Annotated in this window: 25 protein-coding genes; 15 read left to right on the forward strand and 10 right to left on the reverse strand. The window is 59.2% G+C overall.

The window, feature by feature from the left end; translation table 11 throughout:
* Window positions 1-90 precede the first annotated feature (90 nt).
* Window positions 91-447: a hydroxyisourate hydrolase gene (gene uraH / locus GOW48_RS11040; RefSeq protein WP_170753678.1), complete on the reverse strand. Its 357-nt coding sequence runs from the start codon at window positions 445-447 to the stop codon at window positions 91-93.
* 161 nt (window positions 448-608) lie between these two features.
* On the opposite strand from uraH, the gene puuE reads away from it, so the two are divergent.
* Both puuE and GOW48_RS11050 read left to right on the forward strand, forming a co-directional pair.
* Window positions 609-2,027 carry an allantoinase PuuE gene (gene puuE / locus GOW48_RS11045; RefSeq protein WP_170753680.1) on the forward strand — a complete coding sequence of 473 codons (1,419 nt, stop codon included), beginning with the start codon at window positions 609-611 and terminating at the stop codon, window positions 2,025-2,027.
* The gene (locus tag GOW48_RS11050) at window positions 2,024-2,509 is read left to right on the forward strand and encodes an ureidoglycolate lyase (RefSeq protein WP_170753682.1); all 486 of its coding nucleotides are present in this window, start codon (window positions 2,024-2,026) and stop codon (window positions 2,507-2,509) included. The genes puuE and GOW48_RS11050 overlap by 4 nt, the downstream gene beginning before the upstream one ends.
* A gap of 9 nt (window positions 2,510-2,518) precedes the next feature.
* On the opposite strand, the gene GOW48_RS11055 is transcribed toward GOW48_RS11050, so the two are convergent.
* The 3 genes from GOW48_RS11055 to GOW48_RS11065 all read right to left on the reverse strand — a co-directional run bounded on the left by GOW48_RS11055 (window position 2,519) and on the right by GOW48_RS11065 (window position 4,806).
* Window positions 2,519-3,505: a type I glyceraldehyde-3-phosphate dehydrogenase gene (locus GOW48_RS11055; protein WP_170753684.1), complete on the reverse strand. Its 987-nt coding sequence runs from the start codon at window positions 3,503-3,505 to the stop codon at window positions 2,519-2,521.
* A 54-nt stretch (window positions 3,506-3,559) separates the two neighbouring features.
* Window positions 3,560-3,883: a hypothetical protein gene (locus GOW48_RS11060; protein WP_170354885.1), complete on the reverse strand. Its 324-nt coding sequence runs from the start codon at window positions 3,881-3,883 to the stop codon at window positions 3,560-3,562.
* An 89-nt stretch (window positions 3,884-3,972) separates the two neighbouring features.
* Window positions 3,973-4,806, reverse strand: coding sequence for a bifunctional allantoicase/(S)-ureidoglycine aminohydrolase (locus tag GOW48_RS11065; RefSeq protein WP_170753685.1), 834 nt, complete (start codon window positions 4,804-4,806; stop codon window positions 3,973-3,975).
* 176 nt (window positions 4,807-4,982) lie between these two features.
* Here GOW48_RS11065 and GOW48_RS11070 point away from each other — a divergent pair, with 176 nt between their 5' ends.
* Complete coding sequence (locus tag GOW48_RS11070; protein WP_170753687.1) at window positions 4,983-5,339, forward strand: hypothetical protein; 357 nt, start codon at window positions 4,983-4,985, stop codon at window positions 5,337-5,339.
* Between the two features lie 6 nt (window positions 5,340-5,345).
* Here the strand turns inward: GOW48_RS11070 and GOW48_RS11075 are convergent, their stop codons facing one another.
* Window positions 5,346-6,281 carry a 2-hydroxyacid dehydrogenase gene (locus GOW48_RS11075; RefSeq protein WP_170753689.1) on the reverse strand — a complete coding sequence of 312 codons (936 nt, stop codon included), beginning with the start codon at window positions 6,279-6,281 and terminating at the stop codon, window positions 5,346-5,348.
* A 123-nt stretch (window positions 6,282-6,404) separates the two neighbouring features.
* Here GOW48_RS11075 and GOW48_RS11080 point away from each other — a divergent pair, with 123 nt between their 5' ends.
* The 4 genes from GOW48_RS11080 to GOW48_RS11095 are packed head-to-tail and all read left to right on the forward strand — an operon-like array spanning window position 6,405 to window position 10,102.
* Window positions 6,405-7,640, forward strand: a complete 1,236-nt coding sequence (locus GOW48_RS11080; RefSeq protein WP_170354889.1) for an acyl-CoA dehydrogenase family protein — start codon at window positions 6,405-6,407, stop codon at window positions 7,638-7,640.
* Between the two features lie 8 nt (window positions 7,641-7,648).
* Window positions 7,649-8,455 carry a thioesterase family protein gene (locus GOW48_RS11085; RefSeq protein WP_170753691.1) on the forward strand — a complete coding sequence of 269 codons (807 nt, stop codon included), beginning with the start codon at window positions 7,649-7,651 and terminating at the stop codon, window positions 8,453-8,455.
* Between the two features lie 19 nt (window positions 8,456-8,474).
* Window positions 8,475-9,176 (forward strand): DUF1007 family protein, encoded by a 702-nt coding sequence (locus GOW48_RS11090; protein WP_331251870.1) that lies wholly within the window; start codon window positions 8,475-8,477, stop codon window positions 9,174-9,176.
* A complete protein-coding gene (locus tag GOW48_RS11095; RefSeq protein ID WP_170753695.1) occupies window positions 9,161-10,102 on the forward strand; it encodes a nickel/cobalt transporter in 942 nt (313 codons plus the stop codon). The genes GOW48_RS11090 and GOW48_RS11095 overlap by 16 nt, the downstream gene beginning before the upstream one ends.
* Here GOW48_RS11095 and truA read toward each other — a convergent pair.
* Entirely contained in the window at window positions 10,099-10,866 is a 768-nt protein-coding gene (gene truA / locus GOW48_RS11100; protein WP_170753697.1) for a tRNA pseudouridine(38-40) synthase TruA, read from the reverse strand. The two genes, GOW48_RS11095 and truA, sit on opposite strands and share 4 nt — an antisense overlap.
* A 107-nt stretch (window positions 10,867-10,973) precedes the next feature.
* On the opposite strand from truA, the gene GOW48_RS11105 reads away from it, so the two are divergent.
* From GOW48_RS11105 to GOW48_RS11140, 8 genes are all read left to right on the forward strand, one after another.
* The gene (locus GOW48_RS11105) at window positions 10,974-12,386 is read left to right on the forward strand and encodes a YcjX family GTP-binding protein (protein ID WP_170753700.1); all 1,413 of its coding nucleotides are present in this window, start codon (window positions 10,974-10,976) and stop codon (window positions 12,384-12,386) included.
* Window positions 12,383-12,838, forward strand: a complete 456-nt coding sequence (locus GOW48_RS11110; protein WP_170753701.1) for a GNAT family N-acetyltransferase — start codon at window positions 12,383-12,385, stop codon at window positions 12,836-12,838. Before GOW48_RS11105 ends, GOW48_RS11110 begins: the two co-directional genes overlap by 4 nt.
* The gene (locus GOW48_RS11115; RefSeq protein ID WP_170753703.1) at window positions 12,831-13,820 is read left to right on the forward strand and encodes a YcjF family protein; all 990 of its coding nucleotides are present in this window, start codon (window positions 12,831-12,833) and stop codon (window positions 13,818-13,820) included. The genes GOW48_RS11110 and GOW48_RS11115 overlap by 8 nt, the downstream gene beginning before the upstream one ends.
* A gap of 54 nt (window positions 13,821-13,874) precedes the next feature.
* Window positions 13,875-14,585 (forward strand): VIT1/CCC1 transporter family protein, encoded by a 711-nt coding sequence (locus GOW48_RS11120; RefSeq protein WP_170753705.1) that lies wholly within the window; start codon window positions 13,875-13,877, stop codon window positions 14,583-14,585.
* A 263-nt stretch (window positions 14,586-14,848) separates the two neighbouring features.
* Window positions 14,849-17,542 carry a DUF2339 domain-containing protein gene (locus GOW48_RS11125; protein ID WP_170753707.1) on the forward strand — a complete coding sequence of 898 codons (2,694 nt, stop codon included), beginning with the start codon at window positions 14,849-14,851 and terminating at the stop codon, window positions 17,540-17,542.
* A 162-nt stretch (window positions 17,543-17,704) separates the two neighbouring features.
* Window positions 17,705-20,608 carry an isoleucine--tRNA ligase gene (gene ileS, locus GOW48_RS11130; RefSeq protein ID WP_170753709.1) on the forward strand — a complete coding sequence of 968 codons (2,904 nt, stop codon included), beginning with the start codon at window positions 17,705-17,707 and terminating at the stop codon, window positions 20,606-20,608.
* A 124-nt stretch (window positions 20,609-20,732) separates the two neighbouring features.
* A complete protein-coding gene (locus GOW48_RS11135) occupies window positions 20,733-21,188 on the forward strand; it encodes a methylated-DNA--[protein]-cysteine S-methyltransferase (RefSeq protein ID WP_170354900.1) in 456 nt (151 codons plus the stop codon).
* Window positions 21,189-21,264: 76 nt separating this feature from the next.
* The gene (locus GOW48_RS11140) at window positions 21,265-21,732 is read left to right on the forward strand and encodes a hypothetical protein (RefSeq protein WP_170354901.1); all 468 of its coding nucleotides are present in this window, start codon (window positions 21,265-21,267) and stop codon (window positions 21,730-21,732) included.
* Here GOW48_RS11140 and GOW48_RS11145 read toward each other — a convergent pair.
* The 4 genes from GOW48_RS11145 to fsa form a co-directional block, all read right to left on the reverse strand.
* A complete protein-coding gene (locus GOW48_RS11145; RefSeq protein WP_170354902.1) occupies window positions 21,729-22,424 on the reverse strand; it encodes a CDP-alcohol phosphatidyltransferase family protein in 696 nt (231 codons plus the stop codon). The genes GOW48_RS11140 and GOW48_RS11145 overlap by 4 nt on opposite strands.
* Before the next feature lie 69 nt (window positions 22,425-22,493).
* Window positions 22,494-23,414: a tyrosine recombinase XerC gene (locus GOW48_RS11150; protein ID WP_170753711.1), complete on the reverse strand. Its 921-nt coding sequence runs from the start codon at window positions 23,412-23,414 to the stop codon at window positions 22,494-22,496.
* A complete protein-coding gene (locus GOW48_RS11155) occupies window positions 23,411-24,118 on the reverse strand; it encodes a DUF484 family protein (RefSeq protein WP_170354904.1) in 708 nt (235 codons plus the stop codon). Before GOW48_RS11155 ends, GOW48_RS11150 begins: the two co-directional genes overlap by 4 nt.
* A 201-nt stretch (window positions 24,119-24,319) precedes the next feature.
* Window positions 24,320-24,973: a fructose-6-phosphate aldolase gene (gene fsa / locus GOW48_RS11160; RefSeq protein ID WP_170354905.1), complete on the reverse strand. Its 654-nt coding sequence runs from the start codon at window positions 24,971-24,973 to the stop codon at window positions 24,320-24,322.
* Between the last annotated feature and the right edge of the window lie 29 nt (window positions 24,974-25,002).

Below are 25,002 nucleotides of genomic sequence, written 5' to 3' on the forward strand. Positions count from 1 at the left end.
AGGAGAAACCGCGCCGTACCTGAAAGGTGCGGCGCCCGGCCCAACGGGAGGAACCCGGCAGGGTGATCGACGGGCGGGAGGGGACCTGCGTTAACTGCCGCGATAGGTCGAATAGCCAAAAGGTGAAAGCAGCAGCGGTACGTGATAGTGCGCATCAGGATCTGACATGCCGAAACGTATTGGGATCTTGTCCAGAAACAGCGGATCTTCTGCCGATTGCCCCGTTGTGCGCAGATAATCGCCAGCGTCAAACACCAATTCGTATGTACCGATCGCAAAGGCGTCCTTTGGCAAAATGGGACTATCCGTTCGGCCATCAGCGTTTGTTGTCATCTGGGCGAGGATATGGCGCGCCTCACCCGCTACGCTGTAGAGCGTGATGCTCAACCCTTGGGCCGGACAGCCGCGCGCGGTGTCCAGAACGTGCGTTGTCAGATAGCCTGCCACGGCATTCTCCTGTGATCTGCAATTTGCTTTGCCACAGTCTGGCGCAAAGTTCTAAAATATGGAAATGCCAAAAGAACCGGAAACTGCGTTCGGATTAGTTTGATAATCATCCGGCTGTTTCTGGGCTATGGCTGAGGACAAACAAAAGAACGGACACCCATATGCAGCCCCCTCGTTATCCTCGCGACATGATCGGATACGGTTTGACACCGCCCGATGCTCAATGGCCCGACGGTGCCAAGATCGCGGTTCAAATCGTGCTGAATTACGAAGAAGGCGGGGAAAACAACATACTTCACGGCGATGCGGCCTCCGAAGCTTTTCTGTCTGAAATCGTCGGGGCCGCGCAATGGCCGGGTCAGCGGCATTGGAACATGGAGTCGATTTACGAATACGGCGCACGCGCCGGGTTCTGGCGGTTGCACCGGCTTATGAAAGACCTGCCAATTACGGTCTATGGTGTCGCGACCGCGCTGGCCCGGTCCCCAGACCAAGTTGCTGCAATGAAGTCTGCGGGATGGGAGATCGCCAGCCACGGTCTGAAATGGGTTGAGCACAAGGATATGCCCGAAGCAGAGGAACGCGCCCAGATTACCGAAGCGATCCGCCTGCATACCGAAGTCGTCGGCCATCGTCCGCGCGGCTGGTACACGGGGCGCTGTTCCGAGAATACGGTTCGATTGGTCGCTGAAGAGGGCGGGTTTGACTATGTCGCTGACACCTATGCAGATGATCTTCCCTACTGGATCCACGCAGGCGAAAGGGATCAGCTGATCGTTCCATATACCTTGGATTGCAACGACATGCGCTTTGCCACCCCACAGGGTTTTAACGCGGGCGACCAGTTTTATTCCTATCTCAAGGACAGTTTCGACGCGCTCTATGCCGAAGGCCAAGAGGGCGCGCCCAAGATGTTGTCAATCGGGCTGCATTGCAGGCTGATCGGGCGTCCCGGCCGGGTTATGGCGCTGAAACGGTTTCTCGACTATGCGCAGAGTTTTGAGGACGTATGGTTCGCGACCCGCCTGCAAATCGCACAGCATTGGGCCGCACATCACCCGCCGAGCCGCCATCCGAAACCGTCCCAGATGGACCGCGCAACATTCGTCGGAACTTATGGCGGCATCTTTGAACATTCGGCCTGGATTGCCGAGCGCGCGTTCGAGTTGGAGCTTGGCCGGGCTCATGACACTGCGGGTGGATTGCACAATGCGCTGACGCGAATGTTCCGGTCTGCCTCGGATCACGAAAGACTGAGCGTTCTGACCGCGCACCCGGATTTGGCCGGCAAACTGGCGCAGGCGAAACGTCTGACACAGGAAAGCACGTCTGAACAAGCATCAGCCGGGTTGGATGCGTTGACAGACGCCGAGCGCGCGGCGTTTACGGACCTGAATACTCGTTACACCGAGACGTTTGGGTTCCCTTTCATCATCGCGGTGCGGGATCACGACAAAGCCTCGATCCTGCAGGCGTTTCAGCGGCGGATTGAGCAGGATCGCGAAACGGAATTCCGCGAAGCCTGCCGTCAGGTTGAACGCATTGCCGAGTTTCGGCTGCGGGATGTTCTTCCGTCATGATGCAGATCGTCGCCCGTCCGCTGACCGCTCAAGCCTTTGCGCCGTACGGAGATGTTATTGAGGTTGCGGGTCAGCCAGACAAAATCATAAACCAAGGACAATGCGGCCGTTTCCATGACCGTGCCCAGATGGATTTCGTTGATGGACGCGCGGGTATCAGCTTGTTTAACGCTAATCCGCGCGCTTTCCCCTATGTGTTGGATATGGTCGAGCGGCATCCCGAAGGCAGCCAAGCCTTTATACCGATGACACATCAACCGTTTCTGGTCGTGGTCGCACCAAATGCCAATGGAATGCCCTGCCAGCCCGTTGCCTTCCTGACGTCACCCGGTCAGGTCGTAAACTATCATAGGGGCACTTGGCATGGTGTTTTAACGCCGCTGCATGGTCCGGGTCTGTTCGCGGTTGTTGACCGCATCGGTGCCGGGGCGAACCTTGAAGAACACTGGTTCGACACGCCCTATGAAATTGTCGCCCGCTGACGTCGCCAATCAGCGGCCAACCATCAGTCGGGCGACATCCAGCATCCGGGCCGAGAAACCCCATTCGTTGTCGTACCAGCCAAAGACGCGGACCTGATGTTCGCCGATCTGCCGCGTCTCTGGGCCTGCGATGACAAGCGACTCGGGGCGGGTCCGCAAATCGGACGACACCAAGGGCTCGTCCGTCCAACCCAGAACAGGAGATTGCGCAACGGCCTGACGCAGGTTGGCCTCGAACAAATCCGCAGACACCGGGTGTTCAAGAGTCACGATCAGATCAACCGCCGAGACGCTGGCCGTGGGAACCCGCACCGCTGCGCCCGAGACGCGACCGGCCAGATGGGGCAGAACCTCGTCAATCAGGTGCATGGCGCTGGTGGTGGTGGGAACCATCGAAAGTGCGCCCGCGCGGGATCGGGCCAGATCTCCGCGTGGTGCGTCCACCATTGGCTGGCTGTTCGTATAACAGTGGATGGTCGTCATGTGGCCCGATACCAGGCCACCGATCCCATCCAGAACCTTGACCAAAGGCGCCAGACCGTTCGTCGTGCACGAGGCGTTCGACACGATGCGCGCATCGCCCAGCCGGTCTTCGTTTGCCCCCAGTACAACGGTAACCTCGGTCGCCGGAGACGGGCCGGAAATCAACACTTTCCTCGCACCCGCCGTCAGGCCCTGGCTGGCGACATCTGATGTGCGTGCAACGCCCGTGCAGTCCATCAGGACATCGACGCCGGTCAGATCCACACGAGACAGATCCGCACTGTGGGTCAGCGGTATCGCCATCCCGTCGACGATCAATTCGTCAGCAGAGTGTTTAACATCGCCCGCATAGGGACCGAATGTGCTGTCGTATTTGAACAGGTAGGTGCAGGTTTCCAGCGGTGCAATGTCGTTGATCAGCACCAGCTGGATACCACTGTCCTGCGGCATGGCCAGAAGCTGCCGCAGGATCGTGCGGCCGATCCGGCCGAATCCGTTAATCGCAAGTTTCATGCGCAAGCTATGGCAGCGGGTTGCGCCGACCTCAATGCCCGTTTCGCCTTGGGGTCAGTTGCAACTGACCTGCGAAAAGAACTGGCCCGAGATATTCTGGTACATGCTGCCTCGGATGGGAGTGCACCCGGTGGCCTGCTGGATCGCTGCGATGGCCTGCAGGGTGCGCAGGCGCGGCGGCGGCCCAAACGGGTTGAGGTTGTTGTTGTCCCGCGTCGCGCGATACACGACCGGAGCATCCGAGACCTGCGTGATCGCCCAGGTCCGGCTGAAGACCGAAACCGATTTGGTCGGTTCCTTGGCGACCACAGGGGTCGCGTTAATAGCCGTAAGGCCGATGACGGCGGCCAGCGCCAACATTGATCCACGCAGTACCATTGAACAATCTCCAGTGCTAAAAACTGCGGGTATTTCATCAGATTCAACCGGTCCTGTGAAGCCCCGAGCCCAAGAAACCCACCGGAAACTCAGCGTTTAGACAGGGTTAGGGGCATGTGACGGTTCACATCCTTGTAAAGAAGATAACGAAACCGTCCCGGTCCACCGGCATAACAGGCTTGCGGGCAGAAAGCGCGCAACCACATATAGTCGCCGGCTTCGACCTCGACCCAGTCCTGATTCAGCCGATAGACGGCTTTACCTTCAAGCACGTAAAGCCCGTGTTCCATCACATGGGTTTCGGCAAACGGGATCACGCCGCCCGGCTCGAACGTGACGATGTTGACATGCATGTCGTGGCGCAGGTCTTGCGGATCGGCGAAACGGGTTGTGGCCCAACGCCCCTCGGTACCGGGCATCGGGGTTGGGGCGATGTCGCGTTCATTGGTGATGATCGGATCAGGGGCGGGCAGGCCGGGAACGGCTTCATAAGCTTTGCGGATCCAGTGAAACCGGGCAATATCTTCGCCGCGATTGTGCAGGGTCCATTCGGACCCGGCTGGGATATAGGCATAACCCCCTGTCTCCAACACATGAACGTTGCCGTTCAGCGTCAGGGTTGCCGAGCCTTCGACCACGAACACTACGGCCTGTGCGTTCGGGTCGGTTTCGGGGCGGTCGCTGCCACCACCGGGCTGAACCTCCATGATATATTGCGAGAATGTTTCGGCAAAACCACTCAGCGGGCGGGACAGAACCCAAAGCCGGGTGTCCTGCCAAAAAGGCAGGTAACTGGTGACGATGTCACGCATCGTCCCTTTGGGGATCACCGCATAGGCGTCAGTAAACATGGCGCGGTCAGTCAAAAGCTGGTCTTGTCCGGGATGTCCGCCTGACGGCGCATAATAGGTGGGCTGTGCCATTTGATGCCTCTGGTTCAGGTTTCTCGCACTATGGGGGGATTAGACAGGCGCTTATAGCGGCGCGATCGCAATAGGTTTGTTCGGGAATATTTGAAGGTTGAAACCTCTCGGGGTTGGCCATGCGGGTTCACATGTCTATCCTTGAATGAAAGTGCATTTCAGAATTGTGAGGCCCCATGAATTCTCTTTTCTCTCTTACAGCAGCAGGCGCTGTGATAATTGGCCTCAGCGTTACTGCGCAGGCCAAGCCATTGTCGCGGATCATCGCAGAATCGGGGTTGAGCCCGGACGATTTCACACTGCTGACGGCCGCGGCAGACGGATTGTTTCAGGGCAGTACGCCACAGGTTGGTTCAGAAGCTACGTGGGCCAGCACGGAAACCGACGCAAAGGGTACCGTCACCGTGCGGGATGTCCGCGGCAATTGCGTGCATTTGCAGCACTTGATTGAACCGGCCAATACCGATCAGATACGTGAGGTCAGAACGCGACGTTGCCGCGACGCGGGCGGCAATTGGATTCTCACGCCTTAAAGAGCGCTAGTATCCGCGCGCCCGGTCCACTTCGTGCAACAAGGGCGCGCCACTGTTGAGGCGCTCGAAATTCTCGGCCACATCGCGCAGAGCGTCGCCCAGATGCCAGCCAGAAACGTGCGGGGTGATTGTTACACCCGGATGTGTCCACAAAGGGCTGTCTGCGGGTAAGGGTTCGGTTCGGGTGACGTCCAGAACGGCACGACCGGGCCTTCCCTGATCCAAAGCCGTGATCAACGCGGCCTCGTCAATCAAATCTCCGCGTCCGGCATTCAGCAACTGGCTGCCGGGCTTCATGGCCGCCAGCATATCGGGTCCGAACAAGCCGACCGTTTGCGGGGTCGATGGCAGAATGGCACAGACATGGTCACATGCAGACAACAGATCGGGCAGGGCGTCCTCGCCATGCAGGCATGTGACACCGTCGATCTGCTTGGGTGAGCGACTCCAGCCCATGACCTGAAACCCTACCGCACGCAGCATCTTTGCGCTGCGGGCACCAATATGACCCAAACCCAGCACTCCGACCACAGTGTCTGGCGAATAGAGCGGCGCCTTCGGGGACCATTCCGATCGGTACTGCGCAGCCTCGTGGAAGGGCATGTTGCGCTGTTGACGCAGGATATAGGCCACGAACCACTCGGCGATGCCTTGCGCAGGCGCGTCAGGTTTCAGGCGCGTAACACGCACATGGTCGGGCAGGTTGGGGTTGCCGACAATCGTTTCGACGCCTGCGCCCAGTTTTTGCACAAGCTGCAGATTGGGCAGGCGGGCAAGTTGATCATCGCTGAGTCCTGCCAATGCGATCATTGTAATGTCGCTGGGGTCTCCGATCGTGGCGGGGGTGCGTACGTCCAGACCGGGCTTCAGTGCCCGAACATCCCGCGCGATATCGCTGTCGCTCATCCAATCGGACAGACCTGTCTCTATCAACAATGCCATTTTAACCTCCCCCGAACAGTTTGATTGACTTGACGTCCCGTCCTAGCTGGACATCTTGACGGCAGCTAAGTCATTCTCGGGCCAAAGGTAAAGCCCGGTCTCCGGGTCGGAGGAGGAAAACCCATGAACATGTCATTCGGCCTGCGTGATGAGAACGCTCAACTGTTACAACGTGTGGCAGACATGATCCGCGATGAGATCATGCCGCTGGAGGCAGAGTATCACGCAGAGATCGGCAAAGGGGATCGTTGGCAATATACAGAACGTCAGGCCGAAATCCTTGAGGGCCTGAAGGCAAAGGCCAAGGCTGCGGGGCTTTGGAATTTCTGGCTGACAGACAGCGACAAAGGGTTTGGTCTTTCCACCGTGGAATACGCCTATTTCGCCGAAGAGATGGGCAAGACCCCATTGGGCGCCGAAGTCTTCAATTGTTCCGCCCCGGATACCGGCAACATGGAGGTCTTCGAACGCTACGGGACCGAAAAGATGAAGGAACAGTGGCTGAAACCGCTGCTCGAAGGTGAAATCCGCTCGGCCTATCTGATGACCGAACCGGATGTGGCCTCGTCGGATGCGACGAATGTGTCGATGTCTTGCGTGCGGGACGGCGATGACTATGTCCTGAACGGCGAAAAATGGTGGTCGTCGGGGGCCGGTGATCCGCGATGCAAGGTCTATATCGTGATGGTCAAAACCGCCGGGGAAGAGCAGCCTAAACACCAGCGGCAGTCGATGATCGTCGTGCCGGCCGACACACCGGGGGTCGAAATTCTGCGCCCGATGGAGGTCTATGGCCATGACGACGCGCCGCATGGGCATATGCATATCCGGTTCACCAACGTGCGCGTTCCGGCTGAAAATATACTGTTGGGTGAGGGGCGTGGCTTCGAAATCGCTCAGGGTCGCCTTGGGCCGGGGCGTATTCACCATTGCATGCGCGCCATCGGGCAGGCCGAAAGCGCGCTGGATCAGATGTGCAAACGGTCCCTGCAACGCGAGGCGTTCGGTAAGAAGCTGGCCCAGCTTGGGGCGAATTTCGACATCATCGCCGAATGCCGGATGGAGATTGAGATGGCGCGCCTGCTGTGCCTCAAGGCTGCGTGGTACATGGATCAGGGCGATGCACGCGCGGCAGCACCGTGGATCAGCCAGATCAAGGTTGTGGCCCCGCGCGTAGCCTTAAAGGTGATTGACGAGGCGGTGCAGATGTTTGGTGCGCAAGGGATCAGTCAGGACACACCGCTTGCCACGGCCTGGACCCATGTGCGGACGTTGCGGTTGGCCGATGGGCCCGATGCGGTGCACCGCCGTCAGGTCGCGCGGGCTGAGCTGAAGAAACACACGCAGGAAAAAGTCTGAGCAAGGCCATGTTTTCCAATCCGGACGTGAGGGCGCAATCCTATTTCCACATTCGACAGGACGGTGCGTTTGTGGGCAATGACCCCGCGCGCGGCCCGTGGTCGGCCGTGCACTGTCATGCCGGGCCGGTCAGTGGGTTGGTCGTGCGTGCGGCGGAGACCGAAGTCGGGCCCGAGAAGATGTTAACCCGGCTGACAGTGGATTTATTGCGGCCATTGCCTTTGGCCGGATTGCGAGTCGCTGCCGAAACCACGCGCCATACAAAGACATTGGCGACAACGCGGGTGACCGTGCACGATTTGGATGACACGCTTTGCGCTGTTGCAACGACGATGCATCTGGTGCGCCGTGATCTTGGGCCAGTGCCAAACGTGACGATGCAGCCCCCTCGGTTGGATGATGCGGTAACGGGTCCCTTTCCGATTGGCGAAACACGTCACAACCTGCCGGGCTTCGCCAACCATTCGGACATTCTGTATCCCAAAGGCGGAAATCAGGCAGCCGGTCCAAAAACCGTTTGGATGCGCACGCCGCCGCTTTTGGCCGATGAGGCACAGTCGCCGATACAGGCCCTGTGTCCGCTGGCAGATTGCGGGAATGGTATCTCGTGGAACGCGCCCACCACCGAGATGGGGTTCATGAACACCGACCTGACAGTGCAAGTTCACCGCGAGCCGGTCTCGGACTGGTTGGCGTCAGAGTCACTGTGCCATTGGCAACCCTCGGGCATCGGGATGTCTCAGTCCGTACTTTATGACACAGAAGGTCCGGTCGCGACGGCGCTGCAAACGCTTGTCTTATTTCCGCCGGATTAAACAGTTGGCCGGATTCTGCGTGCTTTCTCAAAAGTGCGTTGTCGCTGCGGGGCCGAAACCCTATCTTTCTCACATGCGCTGGATATTGACCCTTTTCACCTTTTGCTTGCCGGTCCCGGTCTTGGCTCATCCCCATGTGTTCATCGACACGGGGCTGGAGTTCATCGTCGATGACGCAGGCAATCTGACACATGTGCGGGTAACCTGGGCTTATGATGAGCTGTATTCGCTTTTCGAGCTTGAGGACAGAAAACTTGATCAGGATGGCGACGGTATTCTGAGCGAGAGCGAACAGGCCTTTCTGGCCGGGTTCGACGCGCAGTGGATCGAAGGGTATAACGGCGATCTGGTGGTGCGTGCAGATGGCCAGATCATCCCTCTGTCGGGTCCGATGGAACCTACTGCCACCACTGATAACGGCCGCATTGTCTCGACCCACCTGAGGGCGGTTGAGGGCGAACCGGTCGCAGCGGCGGCTTTGTCAGCCAAGGCGTTCGATGAAACCTACTACACAGCATATGAGGTTACGCGCCCGGTAACAGTGTCCAGTAAGCTGACGTGCCAGATAGAGCGGACGGATCCCGATATTGACGGCCAGCTCGCCCAGATGCGGGCGTTCCTGCTGACCCTTGATGCCAATTATGATCTTGAGGAGAACGACATCCCGCTGGTTGGTGAAAGCTTTGCGACCGAGATCCGCGTTTCATGTCCAAGTACCTGATTATCCCTGTCCTCCTGTCGTTTGGCCTGCTGCTGTGGTTCTGGGGCAGCGGAGGATTTGACAGCCTTGCTGCCTGGGCCGCTGGCGAACAGCGCGAGTTCCAGAACCAGATCGCCCGATCCCTGCGCGCCGCCCGCGCGGAACAACCCGAAGCTGTCGCGACCCTTTTAACTGTTTGTTTCGCTTACGGATTTTTCCACGCCGTAGGCCCGGGTCACGGCAAAGTCTTGATCGGAGGGTACGGGCTGGGGCGCAAGGTGGCCTTTTGGCGTTTGTCCGCGATCAGCGTGCTGTCCAGTTTGGGGCAGGCCGTCACTGCAGTGGTTCTGGTGTATGCCGGGGTTCTGGTGTTCCAGATGTCGCGGGACAGTTTGGTTGGCACAACCGAGCAGGTCATGGCGCCCGTAAGCTATGGCGCCATCGCTGCAATTGGCCTTTGGCTGGTGTTCCGGGCGTTACGCAGTTTCGCCAGGCGGTACCGGGCGGATCGGACACAGATGCATCATCACCATCATCATCATGACGGCCACGATCATCATCACGGTCATGACCACGAGGTTTGTTCGGATTGCGGGCATCGGCACGGTCCGACGGCGGAAGAAGTTGCGCAGATCGGGAATTGGAAAGAGGCTGCCCTGCTGATTGTGGGCATCGCTGCGCGTCCCTGCACCGGGGCGCTATTTGTGTTGATCCTGACGTGGCAAATGGGCATCGCGATGGTTGGAATCGCCGGTGCTTTTGCAATGGCACTGGGCACGGCGACAGTGACAACACTGGTCGGTTGGACCTCATTTGGTTTGCGCGGCGGGTTGCTGGCCTCGGCCTCGGCCACCCGCTTTGCGCAGGTTCTGGCGCCAACGATCGAACTCGTCGCGGGTCTGGTGATCGCCGTTATTGCCAGCGGGCTGCTGCTGCGCGCGATTTAGTCGAATACCGGCTGAGGATATCCAACCCGCGCCAGGTACAGACCTTGCGGCGGACAAACTGGCCCGCAGGCGGCGCGGTTCTGGGCCGCAAGCGCGTCTTGCACATCCTCAGGTGTCCAAGCGCCTGCGCCGACCCTTTCTAAAGTGCCAACAAAGCTGCGCACCTGATTGTGCAGAAAAGAGCGGGCGCGAACGTGGAAATGCGCCTCTGGGCCCGAGAACCCGTCGGTTTGTTCCACCCGCAATTCATCCAGTGTTTTGACCGGGCTGGCCGCCTGACAGATCGAGGACCGGAAGGTGGTAAAATCATGCCGCCCAATCAGCGTATCCGCACCGGCCTGCATCGCCTGCACGTCCAAGCGATGATTGATCTGCCAAACCTGCCCAGCATCATGTGTGGCTGGCGCACGACGCATCAGGATACGGAACAGGTACTGCCGTTCGACCGCCGAAAACCGGGCGTGCCAGTCGTCATCGACCTGCGCCGCCTGCACAATCGCCACAGGGTGGGGTTTAAGGTGATAATTCAATGCTTCGGATAGACGGAACGGATCCCAGTCCTTGATCAGATCACAATGGGCGACCTGTCCCAGTGCGTGAACGCCTGCATCGGTGCGGCCGGCAGCTGCGATGGTATGCGCGCCGGGTTGGATGCGCGACAGGGCCTCTTCGATCGCCCCTTGCACGGATGGCTGATCCTTTTGCCGCTGCCATCCGGCAAACGGCTCTCCTTGGTATTCGACTTTCAACGCGTATCTTGGCATGGGCCGCTGGTAGCGCGACGCGCCGCCACGGGCAAGAGCGGGAAAGCGCTGGCATGTCAGGCGGTGGCTACCTATCTTGAGCGAAACAATAAAAGCGGGGCGACGGTTTGGTCATCTCTTCCCTGGCAGACAGTGTGGTACGCGGCGTCGAGTCCGTGGGCGATACCGTGTCAGAAGCCTTTTTTGAGCCAGTGATCCGGCTGGGCGTGACCGGTTTGGCGCGGTCCGGCAAAACGGTATTTATCACGTCACTGGTGGCAAACCTGCTGGACCGTGGGCGAATGCCCGGATTGGTGGCGCAGCAAGAGGGGCGGATCAATGCGGTTTACCTGCAGCCGCAGCCCGACGACACCGTGCCTCGGTTCGATTATGAAAACCACCTTGCGGCGTTGACCGGGCCTCAGCCACACTGGCCAGACAGCACCCGCGCCGTGTCCGAGTTGCGCTTGTCCTTCAAAGCACGTCCATCCGGGCTTTTGTCGGGTTTGCAGGGACCACGCACTGTGCATCTGGATATTGTCGACTATCCGGGTGAATGGCTGCTGGATCTGGCTTTGTTGGACAAAACCTATGAGGCTTGGTCGGCAGAGACGCTCGAACGCATTACCGCGCGTCCACAGGCTGCCACTTTTCTCACTCAGGCTAATGCTGCCGATCCGGCGGACATGCATGACGAACCCACCGCTCAGGCGCTTGCGAAAGCGTTTGCAGAGTATCTGAACGCGGCCCGTGATGCGGGGTTCTATGATTGCACACCGGGGCGTTTTTTGTTGCCCGGTGACCTGGCTGGTTCGCCGGTGTTGACATTCGCGCCGCTGCCGGTTGATCGACCTGCGCCCCGGCGCAGCCTGCACCGCGAAATGGCCAGAAGGTTCGAGGCATATAAGTCGCAGGTCGTTAAGCCGTTCTTTCGGGATCACTTCGCGCGGATCGACCGGCAGGTCGTTCTGGTGGATGCGCTGGGCGCGATTCATAAGGGTCCGCAAGCGGTCGAAGATATGCGCCGCGCGATGGCTGATATCCTGTCCGCATTCCGTCCCGGCCGAAACGCTTGGCTAAGCCGTTTGCTGCTTGGAAAACGGGTCGAGCGTATTCTGTTTGCCGCCACCAAGGCCGACCACTTGCACCACCAACAACATCAACGTCTGACCCATATCATGGAGGCGCTAATTCGTGACGCCCGCGACAGGGCCAGCTTTGCCGGGGCGGATACGACGGCCTTATCGATGGCCTCATTGCGCGCGACAACCGAGGAAATGCGTTTGCATGATGGGGTAGAATTGCCCTGCGTTCGAGGAACGTTGATGGATGGCAAACAGGCGGCGTTTTATCCGGGCGAATTGCCGGATGACCCTTTGAAACTGTTGGGGGCGGCGCGCAATGGGGCCGAAGGTTGGCTTGACGCCGAATACGGCTTCATGTCCTTCGCCCCCGCCAAATTGACTCTGCGCCCCGGAGATGGACCGCCCCATATTAGGCTGGATCGCGCAGCGCAGTTTCTGATCGGAGATCGCCTGTGATCGCAACTCTGCGCCCGGCTCGCAGCACCGATGCCGGTGCGACCGGAGAGATTCTGCACGGTTTCGCGCGCGAGAACGGCTGGATGCCAGAGCTACACACTCAGGCCGAGACCATCGCGTTCTGTGGCCGTATGATAGATCAGGATTGGGTCACAGTGGCTGAACTGGACGCCCGCGTGGTGGGTTTTCTGGCTTTGAACGGGACGGAAATCCATTCCTTGTACCTGAAACCCTCTGCCCGACGGCAAGGCATCGGACGACACCTGCTGGACCATGCCAAATCCCGGCGCACGCAGCTTTCGCTGTTCGCGTTTCAAGCCAATCTGCCTGCGCGGCGGTTCTACGAACATAACGGGTTTATCGAAGTTGCGCGTAGCGATGGGGCCGATAACGATGAAAACCTGCCGGACATTAAATATGTCTGGATACGAGAGGGGGCAGAAAATGGCTAAAGGTCCCGTGCTGATCGACCTCGAAGCGGACGAGCCCACTGTGGACGTGGCGAAGGCGCCTCCGGTGCCTGAGATCGGGCAACCTCAAGGGCAGGCGATGCAGGGCGCGGTCCGGCTTGCAGCTCGCAGGCCCTCGCGGCTGGCGCGTTGGTTCTGGGGGCTTGCCTTAGCTGCTGTTGGCGCAGTTGTGTCCATCGCGGCGTGGGACTTTATGAACGGGCTTTTGCTGCGTGCGCCGGTTTTGGGATGGGTCGTGACGGGGCTTTTTGCAGCGCTGGTGTTGGTCGCCCTGATCATCGCGCTGCGTGAATTGGCGGCAATCGCACGTTTGTCTCGTGTTGAAGGGATAAGGCAAGCGGCGGACACAGCGCTGGCCGAGGATGATCTGGCACAGGCACGCGCGGTTACGACCAAGCTTATTGCTTTTTACAAGGGTCGGGATGAAACCAAATGGGGTCGTGACAAGCTGACCGAACGTATGGGGGAACAGTTCGACGCCTCGGGGCTGCTGACCTTGGCCGAAGATGAATTGCTTGCCCCATTGGACGCCGCCGCCAGCCGCGAGGTCGAAGCGGCCGCCCGTCAGGTGGCCACTGTTACGGCCCTGGTGCCTTTGGCGTTGGCAGATGTCGCCACCGCTTTGGCTGCGTCGCTTCGGATGATCCGGCGCGTTGCTGAAATCTATGGCGGTCGCGCCGGGTTTCTGGGGAGTTGGCGGCTGACCCGTGCGGTTTTTGTTCATCTGGTCGCAACCGGAGCAGTCGCGGTTGGCGATGACCTGCTGGAGCCCGTTTTGGGTGGCTCGGTTCTTAGCAAACTGTCCAGAAGATTCGGCGAAGGTCTGGTCAATGGGGCCCTCAGTGCCCGTGTCGGTGTGGCCGCAATGGAGGTTTGTCGGCCTTTGCCCTTCTCTGACCGTCACAAACCCTCGACAAGGGGAATGATCAAGCGGGCCTTGGCGGGGTTGTTTTCCAAAACTTGACCTGCCGCAAGGTGCTGACGTCCACTGGATGGCATACCAGACCCGGAGCCAGCCATGACCGAGCACGGACACAGCCAACAGGAAATAGCCGAACGTATCAACGCGCCACCCGGCCGCGGCGTGCTGCGCGATGTCGTTTATGGGGGCATCGACGGATCAGTGACCACCTTTGCGATCGTGGCCGGGGTTGCTGGGGCTGGCCTTTCTCCGTTCATTATCGTGGCGTTGGGGCTGGCCAATGTTTTGGCAGATGGCTTCTCGATGGCGGCGGGCAATTACTCTGGCACAAAAGCTGAATTGGACAACATTCGCCGCATCCGCGCGATCGAGGAACGGCATATCCACCTGTACCCCGACGGCGAGCGAGAGGAAGTGCGCGAGATTTTGGCGCAGAAAGGTCTGTCGGGGCGGGTGCTGGACGAGGCGACCGACGCAATCACTGCAAACCGCGACAACTGGATCGATCTGATGATCGAAGGGGAATACGGGCTGGGCAGTGTCGACCCTCATCCTCTCAAGGCTGCGATGGCGACCTTTTGGGCATTCCTGATCGCGGGGATGGTGCCGCTGTTGCCCTTCCTCGCCGGGGTGGATCAGGCTTTTACCATTTCCGCCTGGATGACGATGGCCGTGTTTTTTGCCATCGGTGCACTCAAAAGCCGGTGGTCGCTGGCACCTTGGTGGCGATCCGGGGGCGAGACGTTGTTGATCGGTGGTGCTGCTGCCTTGATCGCGTATCTAGTCGGGTCGCTGTTTCATCCTTGACGGGCTAGATTGATCCAGCTTGGCGCAGGTGGTTGTTGAAGGTAACAAAAATAAACTCGGGCCTTTCATTGCCTGTCCAGCAACTACTTTAATTGCGGGTTTCCGGCGATTGCGGTGGTGCAGATCATCTTCGGGCAGTTAATCCCGCGCCTCACGTCTGGCTGCATTTAGCCGTGAGTTATACCTGCGAACTGGCGGATTTTCTGACTGTTGCCCAACGGGCGTCTCGGGTAGCCTGACGGTGAACCCAACCGGAGAGCCCATTGGAATCCTTGCTTGTTCTTGTTGGATTGATCGTGCTGGCCATCCCGGTAGGCATCGTTTTTCTGATTGTAAGTCACACCCGCCTGCGCCGTCGGGTTGAGCAGTTAGAGCAGGATCTTCGCGCGCTGGGTGGGGATGTTTCCAAAACCAGCGATGCACCACCCCGACCCGAACCGCGCAAGCCGACCGAAAAACCGGACAAAGCGCTGAAACCCGCCCCGTGGTCCAAGGCGCAGACACCCCAACCCGCTGCCGAGCAGACACCACTTGCCGCCGTAGTGTTTCGTGAGGACCGGTTTACCGCGCTTTCGACCTGGTTGCGAGAGAACTGGTTTTATGTGGTGTCCGCCCTTTCACTGGCGTTGGCAGGGATATTCTTGGTTCAATACGGTGTCGAAAATGGGATGTTGCCTCCGTCCGCCCGTGTGATTGCCGCGTTGAGTTTCGGTGTGGTGTTGATCGTGGCCGGAGAAGTGATCCGCCGCAGGTTTGGAGATGATGAAGCCTCGGCCACCGCATATTTGCCCTCGGTTTTCTCGGGCGCCGGTCTGGTTACCCTGTTCGGAGGTATTCTGGCTGCTAGGCAGCTCTACGACTTGATCGGCCCCGAAAGCGCGTTGATTGCAATGGTCGTTGTTGCCCTGTTGGGATTGATCCTTGGCTGGTTCCACGGCCCCTTGCTGGCTGCTGTCGGTCTGATCGGGGCCTTTGCAGCCCCCTTTGTTGTTGGCGGCACGTCCAAGGATCCGGGCTGGCTATATGCCTATTTCTTTGTGATCGCCGTTTTGGGATTGGGGATCGACACAGTGCGCCGCTGGGCGTGGATATCCGTCCTGACTCTGTTTGGTGCCTATGCCGCTTGCCTGCTGCTGGTGCTGTCCTCACCGCTGACAGAACCGTATTACCTGATCTGCGCCACAGCGTTGGCCGTGATTTCCATTGCCATACCAATTCGGCGTGTCTGGCCCGATCATGAGGGCGCGATGATCAGCCAGATCATCAGTCGCAAAACGGGCGATGCATGGCCCGAATTTCCCACGCGGGTTGCCTTTGGCGCGGTCGCCGTTAGTTCCGCGATTCTTTCGGTGCATTGGGCTGATAGCCCGGCGGAGTTCTGGCTGGGCGTTACCTTGCTGGCGGGGCTGGCGCTTGGATTGATGCTGTGGGGTAGGCGGGCGGAGGCATTGCAGGATGCGACGATATTGCCAGCGCTGGGCCTTGTCTGGTTCGTTCTGATGCATGGCTGGGATAACGGCATCGTTCTGCGCCACTTCGCTGAGACCTATGCCGCAACCGCCGAAGCGGACTACCCCTGGGTGGTCACAGTCTTGATCATTGTGGGTGGGGTGATTTCCGTCACTGCGGTCTGGCGCTCGATGCATGCGCACAAATATGCGGCCGGGTGGGCTGGCGCAGCTGCGGTCTTTGCGCCTGCGTTGGCCATCGCTCTTGAGGTCGGCTGGCACCCTGCGACTGTGATCGGAGCCTACCCGTGGGCACTGCATTGTATCGCATTGGGTGCGTTGATGGTTATCTTTGCCGAGCGTTTTTCGCGCGTTGACGGAGATCAACGGATGCGCGCGTCGCTGGCGACGCTCTCGGCTTTATCCTGTTTGACCTTTGCCTGCGTCATTGTCCTGAGTTCTGCGGCGCTGACCATTGCTCTGGTCGCGATGGTAGTCGTGGCCGCCGCGCTGGATCGCAAATTCAACCTGCCGCCGATGAGCTGGTTCATCTGGGCTGGTGTCTTCACGGTCACGGTGCGGCTGGTGTTGAACCCGGGGCTTGACTGGGCCGGTTCCGCCGCGATCCTTGAAATGACGTTGGTCTACGCAGTCGCAACCCTTGGTTTCCTGTCGGGTTGGTTGCTGATCCGCTCACTGAATCGGCCTGTTGCAACTCTATTGCTAGAGAGCGCCACCTGGGCCACCGGGGGTATATTGCTGTCTTTGCTGCTGGAACGCTGGTTGCAGAATTTTGGCGAGGGCAACGCCACTAATAGCCACTGGGGGCTGGGCTTACTGGCGATAATCTGGTTGCTTCTGGCCTTTGCGCAGGTTCAGCGGTTCGAACTGGGCGGAAAGCTGAACTATGCTCGCTATTTGCTTGCGGCGTTTTTTGCTGGGCATGGTCTTTTCCGATTGGTTCAGGCGTTGGTTGATGCGAACCCGTTGCTTAACAAAGTTGCGTCACCGGTTCTGGGTCTGCCGTTATTGAACACGCTTGCGGTCGCTTACTTGTTGCCTGCACTGGCAATTGGGCTCTCGGTCTGGAGGATTCATGCGACTCCGCTGTGGCTGAAGCGCGCCAGTTGGGGCTTGAGCGGTGGATTGACGGCTGTCTGGTTAGGGCTGATGATCCGTCATGTTTGGCAGGGCGCGGCCGGCATGTATGAGGGCAACGGCGTGACCCAGCCCGAGCTTTACACTTACACCATTGCTCTTCTGGTAATCGGGGCGGTGGTTTTCTACCAGTCGCTGGCGCGCCGATCCGACCTGATGCGCAAAGCCGGGCTGGCGGTGATTGGGCTGGCGGTGGCCAAGGTGTTCCTGATCGATATCGCCGGGCTTGGCGGACTGATCCGGGTGTTTTCGTTGCTGGCTTTAGGGTTGGCTTTGGCGGGTCTGGCGTGGCTTAACCGCTGGGCGCAGTTGCGCCATTCGCCGCATGCGCCGGAACCTCTGGACCATTGAGGGCGGGCGTCCTATAAGCGCGGCCATGTATGACCGGATGGCCATCATTATTCGAATTATATCCCCGGCGCTCTGACATCCTGAGACGCCGGGCAAAGGTGTTTGAGACCTCGCACCGACCGCTTCGATCCACACGACCAGATCATCCAAAGGACGCCCCCAATGTGCGCCGAAACACCTGATTACAAAGACACGCTGAACCTGCCCAAAACCGATTTCCCCATGCGCGCTGGCCTGCCCAAGCGCGAGCCCGCATGGCTGGAGCGTTGGGAAACCATCGGCGTCTATGACCGCCTGCGCGAGAAGGAAGGCCGCACGCCCTTTACTTTGCACGATGGCCCTCCCTATGCGAACGGCCACCTGCATATCGGACACGCGCTGAATAAAACCATCAAGGACATGATCGTGCGGAGCCATCAGATGATGGGCCACGACGCGCGTTATGTTCCCGGCTGGGACTGCCACGGCTTGCCCATCGAGTGGAAGATCGAAGAGCAATACCGCAAGAAGGGCAAGAACAAGGACGAGGTGAACGTCGTCGATTTTCGTCAGGAATGCCGCAAGTTCGCCGAGGGCTGGATCGATATCCAGCGCGACGAGTTCAAGCGCCTTGGCATCACCGGCAACTGGGCCGATCCCTATATCACCATGGACTACCACGCCGAGGCCGTGATCGCCGATGAGTTCATGAAGTTCCTGATGAACGGCACGCTCTATCAGGGATCGAAACCCGTGATGTGGTCGCCGGTTGAAAAGACCGCTCTGGCCGAGGCCGAGGTCGAGTATCACGACAAGGAAAGCTTCACAATCTGGGTCAAGTTCAAGGTTGTGAATGCGGGCGATCTGGATGATGCGTTTGTGGTGATCTGGACGACGACTCCATGGACCATGCCGTCGAACAAGGCGGTCGTGTACGGCAAGGATATCTCGTATGGCCTCTACGAAGTCGTCGGAGCGCCCGAGGAATGCTGGGCCGCTGTGGGTGACAAGTTCCTGCTGGCCGATAATCTGGCCGCTGATGTGCTAGGCCGTGCCCGTTTGAACGACGACCAGTGGACCCGTGTCCGCGACGTGACCACGGATGACCTGGCAGGTGTGCAACTGACCCACCCGCTGGCCGGGGCCGAGGGCGGCAATGGCGAATGGGATGACATCCGCGATTTTCGTGCCGCTGAGTTCGTGACTGATACCGAAGGGACCGGCTTCGTCCACTGTGCGCCGTCGCACGGGATGGAGGAATTCGAACTTTATCGCGATCTTGGGATGCTGGAACAGGTCATCACCTATAACGTGATGGATGATGGCAGCTTCCGCGCTGATCTGCCGTTTTTTGGCGGCAAGTACATTCTGTCCCGCAAAGGCGGTGAGGGTGACGCCAACAAGGCCGTGATCGACAAGCTCGCCGAGGTCGGCGGGCTGCTGGCGCGTGGCAAGATCAAGCACAGCTATCCGCATTCCTGGCGCTCGAAGGCTCCGATCATCTATCGCAACACGCCGCAGTGGTTTGCGTCCGTGGACCGTAAGCTGGATGACGGCATGGGTGAGATGGGGGATACCATCCGCGAACGTGCCCTGCGCTCGATCGATGAATTGGTGAAATGGACCCCGCAGACCGGCCGTAACCGCCTGTATTCCATGATCGAAGCGCGCCCGGACTGGGTTCTGTCCCGCCAGCGCGCCTGGGGTGTTCCTCTGACCTGTTTCACCAAGAAGGGCGCCCTGCCCACCGACGCGGACTACCTGCTGCGTAACGCCGATCTGAACGCGCGCATCAAGGCTGCGTTCGAAGAAAACGGTGCGGATATCTGGTACACCGATGGGTTCAAGGAACAGATGCTAGACGGCATCGCCAACCCGGTTGACTACGATCAGGTGTTCGACGTGCTGGACGTTTGGTTCGACTCTGGCTCGACTCACGCCTTTGTTCTGCGCGACCGCGAGGACGGGACCGAGGATGGTATCGCCGACGTTTATATGGAAGGCACCGACCAGCATCGCGGGTGGTTCCATTCGTCCATGCTGCAGGCTTGTGGCACCAAGGGCCGTGCGCCCTATCGCAACGTGGTGACTCATGGCTTTACGCTGGATGCCAAGGGCAACAAGATGTCCAAATCGCTGGGCAACACCATCGTGCCCGAAGAGGTCATCAAGCAATACGGCGCTGATATCCTGCGTCTGTGGGTGGCGCAGACCGACTATACCGCCGACCAGCGGATCGGGCCGGAAATCCTGAAGGGCACCGCCGACAGCTATCGCCGTCTGCGCAACACCATGCGGTTCATGCTGGGCTCGCTGGCTGATTTCACCGAGGCCGACCGGGTTGCGCCCGAAGACATGCCGCGCCTGGAGCGTTGGGTGCTGAGCCGTCTGGCCGATCTGGATGAACAGGTCCGCAAAGGCTATGCCGCCTTCGATTTCCAGGGTGTGTTCAGCGCCGTGTTCACCTTTGCCACGGTCGATTTGTCCTCGTTCTATTTCGACGTACGCAAGGATGCGCTCTATTGCGATGGCGACAACCTGCGTCGCCGTTCGGCCCGAACTGTGCTGGATATCCTCTTCCACCGCCTGACCACATGGCTGGCCCCGGTTCTGGTCTTCACCATGGAAGAGGTCTGGCTGGAGCGGTTCCCGGGCGATGACAGTTCCGTCCATCTGGTAGATTTCCCGGACACGCCCGCCGATTGGCGACATGCCGAGCTTGAGGCCGCCATGGCCAAGGTGCGCCGCGTGCGCCGTGCCGTGACCGCTGCGCTGGAAATCCAGCGTCAGGACAAAGTGATCGGGTCCAGCCTTGAGGCTGCTCCGATTGTGTATGTCGAGGATCAGGAGACCCGCGATCTGCTGGCCACGTTTGATGTAGACGACATGTGCATCACCTCAGGCCTGACAGTCAGTGGTGATCCTGCTCCGGCAGAGGCTTTCCGTGTGCCCGAGATCGAGGGCGTTGCAGTGGTGTTCGAAAAGGCTGAAGGCGAGAAATGTCAGCGGTGCTGGAAGATCTTGCCGGATGTGGGTCTTCATGCCCATGCGGGTGTCTGCGGTCGCTGTGACGAGGCGTTGGCGTAACGTCTCTGGCTTTGGAGTTTTGCGAGGCTCTGCCTCGCGCTCCGAGGTATTTATGGCCAGATGAAGGGGCGGATCGCTCTGATTGGGGTTGCGGGTTTGGCGAAACATCTGCAACCCTTTTTCTATGCCGATGATTGCCGTTGATACTCAGTTTGGCCGCCTTGGGGTTGAGGAAACCGATGGGGCGCTGACGCGTCTGGTTTGGGACGGGGTGGATGACGGGCCGGTCACGCCTTTGTTGCGTGAGGCTGCGGCGCAATTGCGGGCCTATGACCGGGGGCAGTTGGACCGGTTTGATCTGCCATACCACATCGCCGGATCGAAGTTTCAGCGGCAGGTTTGCGACCTGATGTTTGCCATTCCGCTGGGTGAAACGCGGACCTATGGCGAGATCGCCAAAGAGCTGGGCCAGCCGCCGCAACCCGTAGGACAAGCCTGCGGAGCCAATCCAATTCCCGTTATCATCCCGTGCCATCGGGTGTTGGCGGCAAACGGGCTGGGCGGGTTCTCGGGCGAGGGCGGTGTGGAGACCAAGGTCGCCTTACTGCGACACGAACGGGCGGCGGGTTTGCTGATCTGAGGAGCGGATTTCTGTTGCAATCCCGTTGCTTGAAGCTCAATTTATCTCATATTGAGAACTCAAGGGATCAAAGATCATGACAGCTCATACAGACCCTGCCGCTCGTAAGAAGGCCATTATTGACCGCCTGATGTCGTTGGAAGAACAGGAACTGGCAACCGCTCAGGCCCATTACGATGCGTTCATGAAAGAGTCGCAGCTGGATGATCGCGAAGGACATGACAAGGACGACATTGCGGCCTCTCGGGAAAGTGCGGATCTGGCGGCGGCGTTTGATGCGCCGGTTCAGGCGCATCACGCCAAGATCGACGTGATCGAGAACACCGATTTCAGTGTGACTGATACAGTCAAGCCCGGAGCCGTGGTCAAGTTCAACAATCGGCGCTTTGTCGTCTGTGTATCGACCACGCGGTTCGAGGTTGAGGGCAAGACCTATATGGGCATCTCAACCCAAAGCCCGATTTATCTTACGATGACGGGGCTGCAAGAAGGCGACGTTTTCACCCATAATGGCACCGAGTTCGAGGTGCAGGAGGTTCTTTAACTCTTGCGCTGGGGGATCACCTGCTGGGCGATCCCTGCAAACACCAGGTAGAGGCTGGTGATCACGAGCCCCCAGTGTGCCCAGCTTTCGGGGTGGAAATCGACCCAGGCGGCCCAGCCTGCGAAGAAGGTCCAGGCAAGCGCCATCGGGAGGGTCAAATTGCGCCAGCGCTCGGTGCGGACCGGGTGGACGAATTTCAGCGGCAGGAACATCGCCAGCGACAGCAGCGAGACCAGCAGCAGGATCACCCAGAAATTCGGCTCGAGCGCGAAGATCACGATGACGAACATATTCCAGCAGCCGGGAAAGCCGGAGAACGAGTTATCCTTGGTCTTCATCCGCGTATCCGCGAAATACATGGCGCTGGCAAAGGTGATGACGATGATGGCGAACCACCCGGTCCAACCGTCCATCAGTCCGGATTTAAACAGGGCGAAGGCGGGGATGAAAACATATGTCAGGTAATCGATGATCAGATCCAGCAGAACACCATCGAATTCAGGCGCATTGTGCTTGACGTGGTAATGCCGCGCCAAAGGGCCGTCGATTCCATCCACGATGAAAGACACAACCAGCCACAGATACATCAGGCTCCACTTTTCCTCGACGGCGGCCAGCATGGCGAGCATGGCAAAAACTGCACCGGTTGCAGTGAAAAGATGAACGGATAGAGCTTTGAATCTGAGTGTCATTCGCGTGTCATGTACGAAGCGTGCCCAAGATGCAAAGCAAAAAGCCGGGACATGCGAAAATGCATTGCGTCATGCCTTGGGATGGGTGCGGTCGTACACCTCCATCAGGCGGGTTGTGTCGACGGCGGTATAGGCCTGTGTGGTTGAAAGTGAGGCATGACCCAGCAATTCTTGTATCGCGCGCAGGTCCCCTCCAGCGGACAAAAGGTGGGTTGCAAAGCTGTGCCGCATGGCGTGCGGGGTCGCCGTGGCCGGTAGCCCAAGTTGCTGACGGGCTTTTGCCATAACCGCCTGAATGGCGCGAGGGTTCAGCGCCCCACCCCGCACACCGCGAAACAGAGGTTTGTCTTTGGCCAGCGGATGCGGACACAGGGTCGCGTAACGATCGACGGCCGCCCGTGCGGCAGGCAAGACCGGCACGATCCGTTCTTTGTTGCCTTTGCCGACGATTCGCAGCGATTGGGGTAGAGGAGCGTCGGCACCAGTCAGGGAAAGGGCTTCGGAAATCCGTAGGCCGCAGCCATAAAGCAAGGTGACTACGGCCGCATCGCGGGCCGAAATCCAATCGCTGGTCGATTGCAGCTCGACTGTTTCTATCAAGGCGCGGGCGGCGTCTTCGGCCACGGGGCGGGGTAGCTTTTGGGTGAATTTGGGGGCACGCGTTGACAAAACGGCTGTCGGCTCGAACCCTTCCCGTTCCGCCAGCCAGCGATAAAAGGTTTTAACTGCAGATAGCTTGCGCGCCAAGGACCTTGCGCCGACGCCGGAACTGCGCTGATCGGCCATCCAGGCGCGCATGTCGGATACTGTAATTCGCGCCAAAGCGGCCAGCCCCTGGCGTTCGCTGTGGTGCAGAGTCATGAACGACAAGAATTCGGCCACGTCGCTGCGATAGGCGGCCTGCGTATTTTCCGAGCGCCCGGACAGGGCCACAAGTCCCTCAAGCCAATGCTGCAACGCGTCGCGGCAGGCCGGAGAGATCAGGCTCATGACAGCCAGTTGCGCATTGAACGTTCGAACACGCCGGCGAAAAAGGTCAGCAGATCTGTTCCCAGTTGCGGAGTGAAATGGTTGGGGTCCTTCGCGCTCATGATAATCATGCCCGGCAGGCGACCCTCGCCAAGATCCAGTCTCATGCACGCCTCAGAGCGCAGGTGGTCGGCTTGCTCGCCGAATATGCGGTGGGTGGGATGAATGACTTCACGTAACACGACCTCACGTGCGGGGCCGCTGCGGTCGAATGTCAGGTAGTTGTCGACAAAACCGGGTTCGACAACGGCCAATGCACCGCCCAGTTTCTCGATAGCCGGGTCTTGCTGCAGGGCAGTGGTTTCCAGCACCAGAGTGATGCGATCAACGCGCAATATCTCGGCCACATCCGTACCGAGCGTGCGCAGGAAGTCTTCGAACCCTGTGGGCTCCAGCAGGCGCAAGATTGCGCGGTGGACCTGATTGGTGCCTGCAAGGTTTTCGTAAGCGGCGGCGATCACCGAACGGTGCGTGTCTTCAAGCCGATCCAGTCGTGCTTCGAGACGTTGCATGGCGATGCCACGCAGGTCGATGATGTTGTCTCCGCGCGCCCGTTCGTTGGCGGCGACAAGCGCCTGCATCAGGTCCTTGTCGTCGAGAACTGCGTCAGGCTCGGCCAGAATCGCCTCGCGGAGAGTGTCCTTGAGTTTGGTATTGCTGCTCATGTCCCGTCCGGTCTTTTTTATGTTTTGCCGCCTTATAGCACGGCTGGACCGATTTGCCTTGGGAAAAGTGAGCTTGCGGAAGGATTTCCCGGCTTTTGCGCAACGGGGGGCCTCTCCCAACTGCAAGAACCTGATCTGTGATCAGGGCTGGCAGTTGGGCCGGGCGCGGTGCCTTGCGGCACCGCGCGGCAGTGTCAAGGATCAGAGGATTTTCTGACCGGTTTTGGCCCAGTCGGCCAGGAAGGTTTCAAGCCCCTTGTCGGTCAGCGGGTGATCGGCCAGTTTCTTGATTACGGCAGGCGGAGCGGTGATCACGTCGGCGCCGATGCGGGCGCTGTCTGTTACGTGGTTCACGGTGCGGATGGATGCGGCTAGAATTTCGGTCTCGAACCCGTAATTGTCATAAATCTGACGGATATCGGCGATCAGGTCCATGCCGTCGAGGTTGATATCGTCCAGACGTCCGATAAAGGGCGAGATGAAGGTCGCACCTGCCTTGGCGGCGAGCAGCGCCTGATTGGCCGAAAAGCAGAGCGTCACGTTGACCATCTGGCCTTCGTCAGACAGGGTTTTACAGGTTTTCAGCCCTGCCCATGTCAGCGGAACTTTCACGGCGATGTTCGGCGCGATCTGGGCCAGCTTGCGGCCTTCGGCGATCATGTCGTCGGCTTCGGTGGCGACGACTTCGGCGGATACGGGGCCGTCGACCAGATCACAGATCTCTTTGGTGACTTCCAGAATGTCACGACCTGATTTCAGGATCAGCGAGGGGTTGGTGGTCACACCGTCCACCATGCCCAGATCGTTCAGTTCGGCGATGGCGTCGATCTCGGCTGTGTCTACGAAGAATTTCATGAGGGCAGTCCTTTGATGGGTTGGCCTTG

The organism is Ruegeria lacuscaerulensis (assembly GCF_013033355.1).
GTDB classification, from domain to species: domain Bacteria; phylum Pseudomonadota; class Alphaproteobacteria; order Rhodobacterales; family Rhodobacteraceae; genus Ruegeria; species Ruegeria lacuscaerulensis_A.

Coding starts and splice junctions, on each gene's coding strand:
- fsa (WP_170354905.1), bottom strand. CDS start 24,973: ATGAAATTCTTCGTAGACACAGCCGAGATCGACGCCATCGCCGAACTG.
- GOW48_RS11095 (WP_170753695.1), top strand. CDS start 9,161: ATGTCCAAGTACCTGATTATCCCTGTCCTCCTGTCGTTTGGCCTGCTG.
- GOW48_RS11155 (WP_170354904.1), bottom strand. CDS start 24,118: ATGAGCAGCAATACCAAACTCAAGGACACTCTCCGCGAGGCGATTCTG.
- GOW48_RS11060 (WP_170354885.1), bottom strand. CDS start 3,883: ATGGTACTGCGTGGATCAATGTTGGCGCTGGCCGCCGTCATCGGCCTT.
- truA (WP_170753697.1), bottom strand. CDS start 10,866: ATGCCAAGATACGCGTTGAAAGTCGAATACCAAGGAGAGCCGTTTGCC.
- ileS (WP_170753709.1), top strand. CDS start 17,705: ATGTGCGCCGAAACACCTGATTACAAAGACACGCTGAACCTGCCCAAA.
- puuE (WP_170753680.1), top strand. CDS start 609: ATGCAGCCCCCTCGTTATCCTCGCGACATGATCGGATACGGTTTGACA.
- GOW48_RS11140 (WP_170354901.1), top strand. CDS start 21,265: ATGACAGCTCATACAGACCCTGCCGCTCGTAAGAAGGCCATTATTGAC.
- GOW48_RS11120 (WP_170753705.1), top strand. CDS start 13,875: ATGACCGAGCACGGACACAGCCAACAGGAAATAGCCGAACGTATCAAC.
- GOW48_RS11075 (WP_170753689.1), bottom strand. CDS start 6,281: ATGGCATTGTTGATAGAGACAGGTCTGTCCGATTGGATGAGCGACAGC.
- GOW48_RS11150 (WP_170753711.1), bottom strand. CDS start 23,414: ATGAGCCTGATCTCTCCGGCCTGCCGCGACGCGTTGCAGCATTGGCTT.
- GOW48_RS11070 (WP_170753687.1), top strand. CDS start 4,983: ATGAATTCTCTTTTCTCTCTTACAGCAGCAGGCGCTGTGATAATTGGC.
- GOW48_RS11055 (WP_170753684.1), bottom strand. CDS start 3,505: ATGAAACTTGCGATTAACGGATTCGGCCGGATCGGCCGCACGATCCTG.
- GOW48_RS11115 (WP_170753703.1), top strand. CDS start 12,831: ATGGCTAAAGGTCCCGTGCTGATCGACCTCGAAGCGGACGAGCCCACT.
- GOW48_RS11050 (WP_170753682.1), top strand. CDS start 2,024: ATGATGCAGATCGTCGCCCGTCCGCTGACCGCTCAAGCCTTTGCGCCG.
- GOW48_RS11145 (WP_170354902.1), bottom strand. CDS start 22,424: ATGACACTCAGATTCAAAGCTCTATCCGTTCATCTTTTCACTGCAACC.
- GOW48_RS11085 (WP_170753691.1), top strand. CDS start 7,649: ATGTTTTCCAATCCGGACGTGAGGGCGCAATCCTATTTCCACATTCGA.
- GOW48_RS11080 (WP_170354889.1), top strand. CDS start 6,405: ATGAACATGTCATTCGGCCTGCGTGATGAGAACGCTCAACTGTTACAA.
- GOW48_RS11065 (WP_170753685.1), bottom strand. CDS start 4,806: ATGGCACAGCCCACCTATTATGCGCCGTCAGGCGGACATCCCGGACAA.
- GOW48_RS11135 (WP_170354900.1), top strand. CDS start 20,733: ATGCCGATGATTGCCGTTGATACTCAGTTTGGCCGCCTTGGGGTTGAG.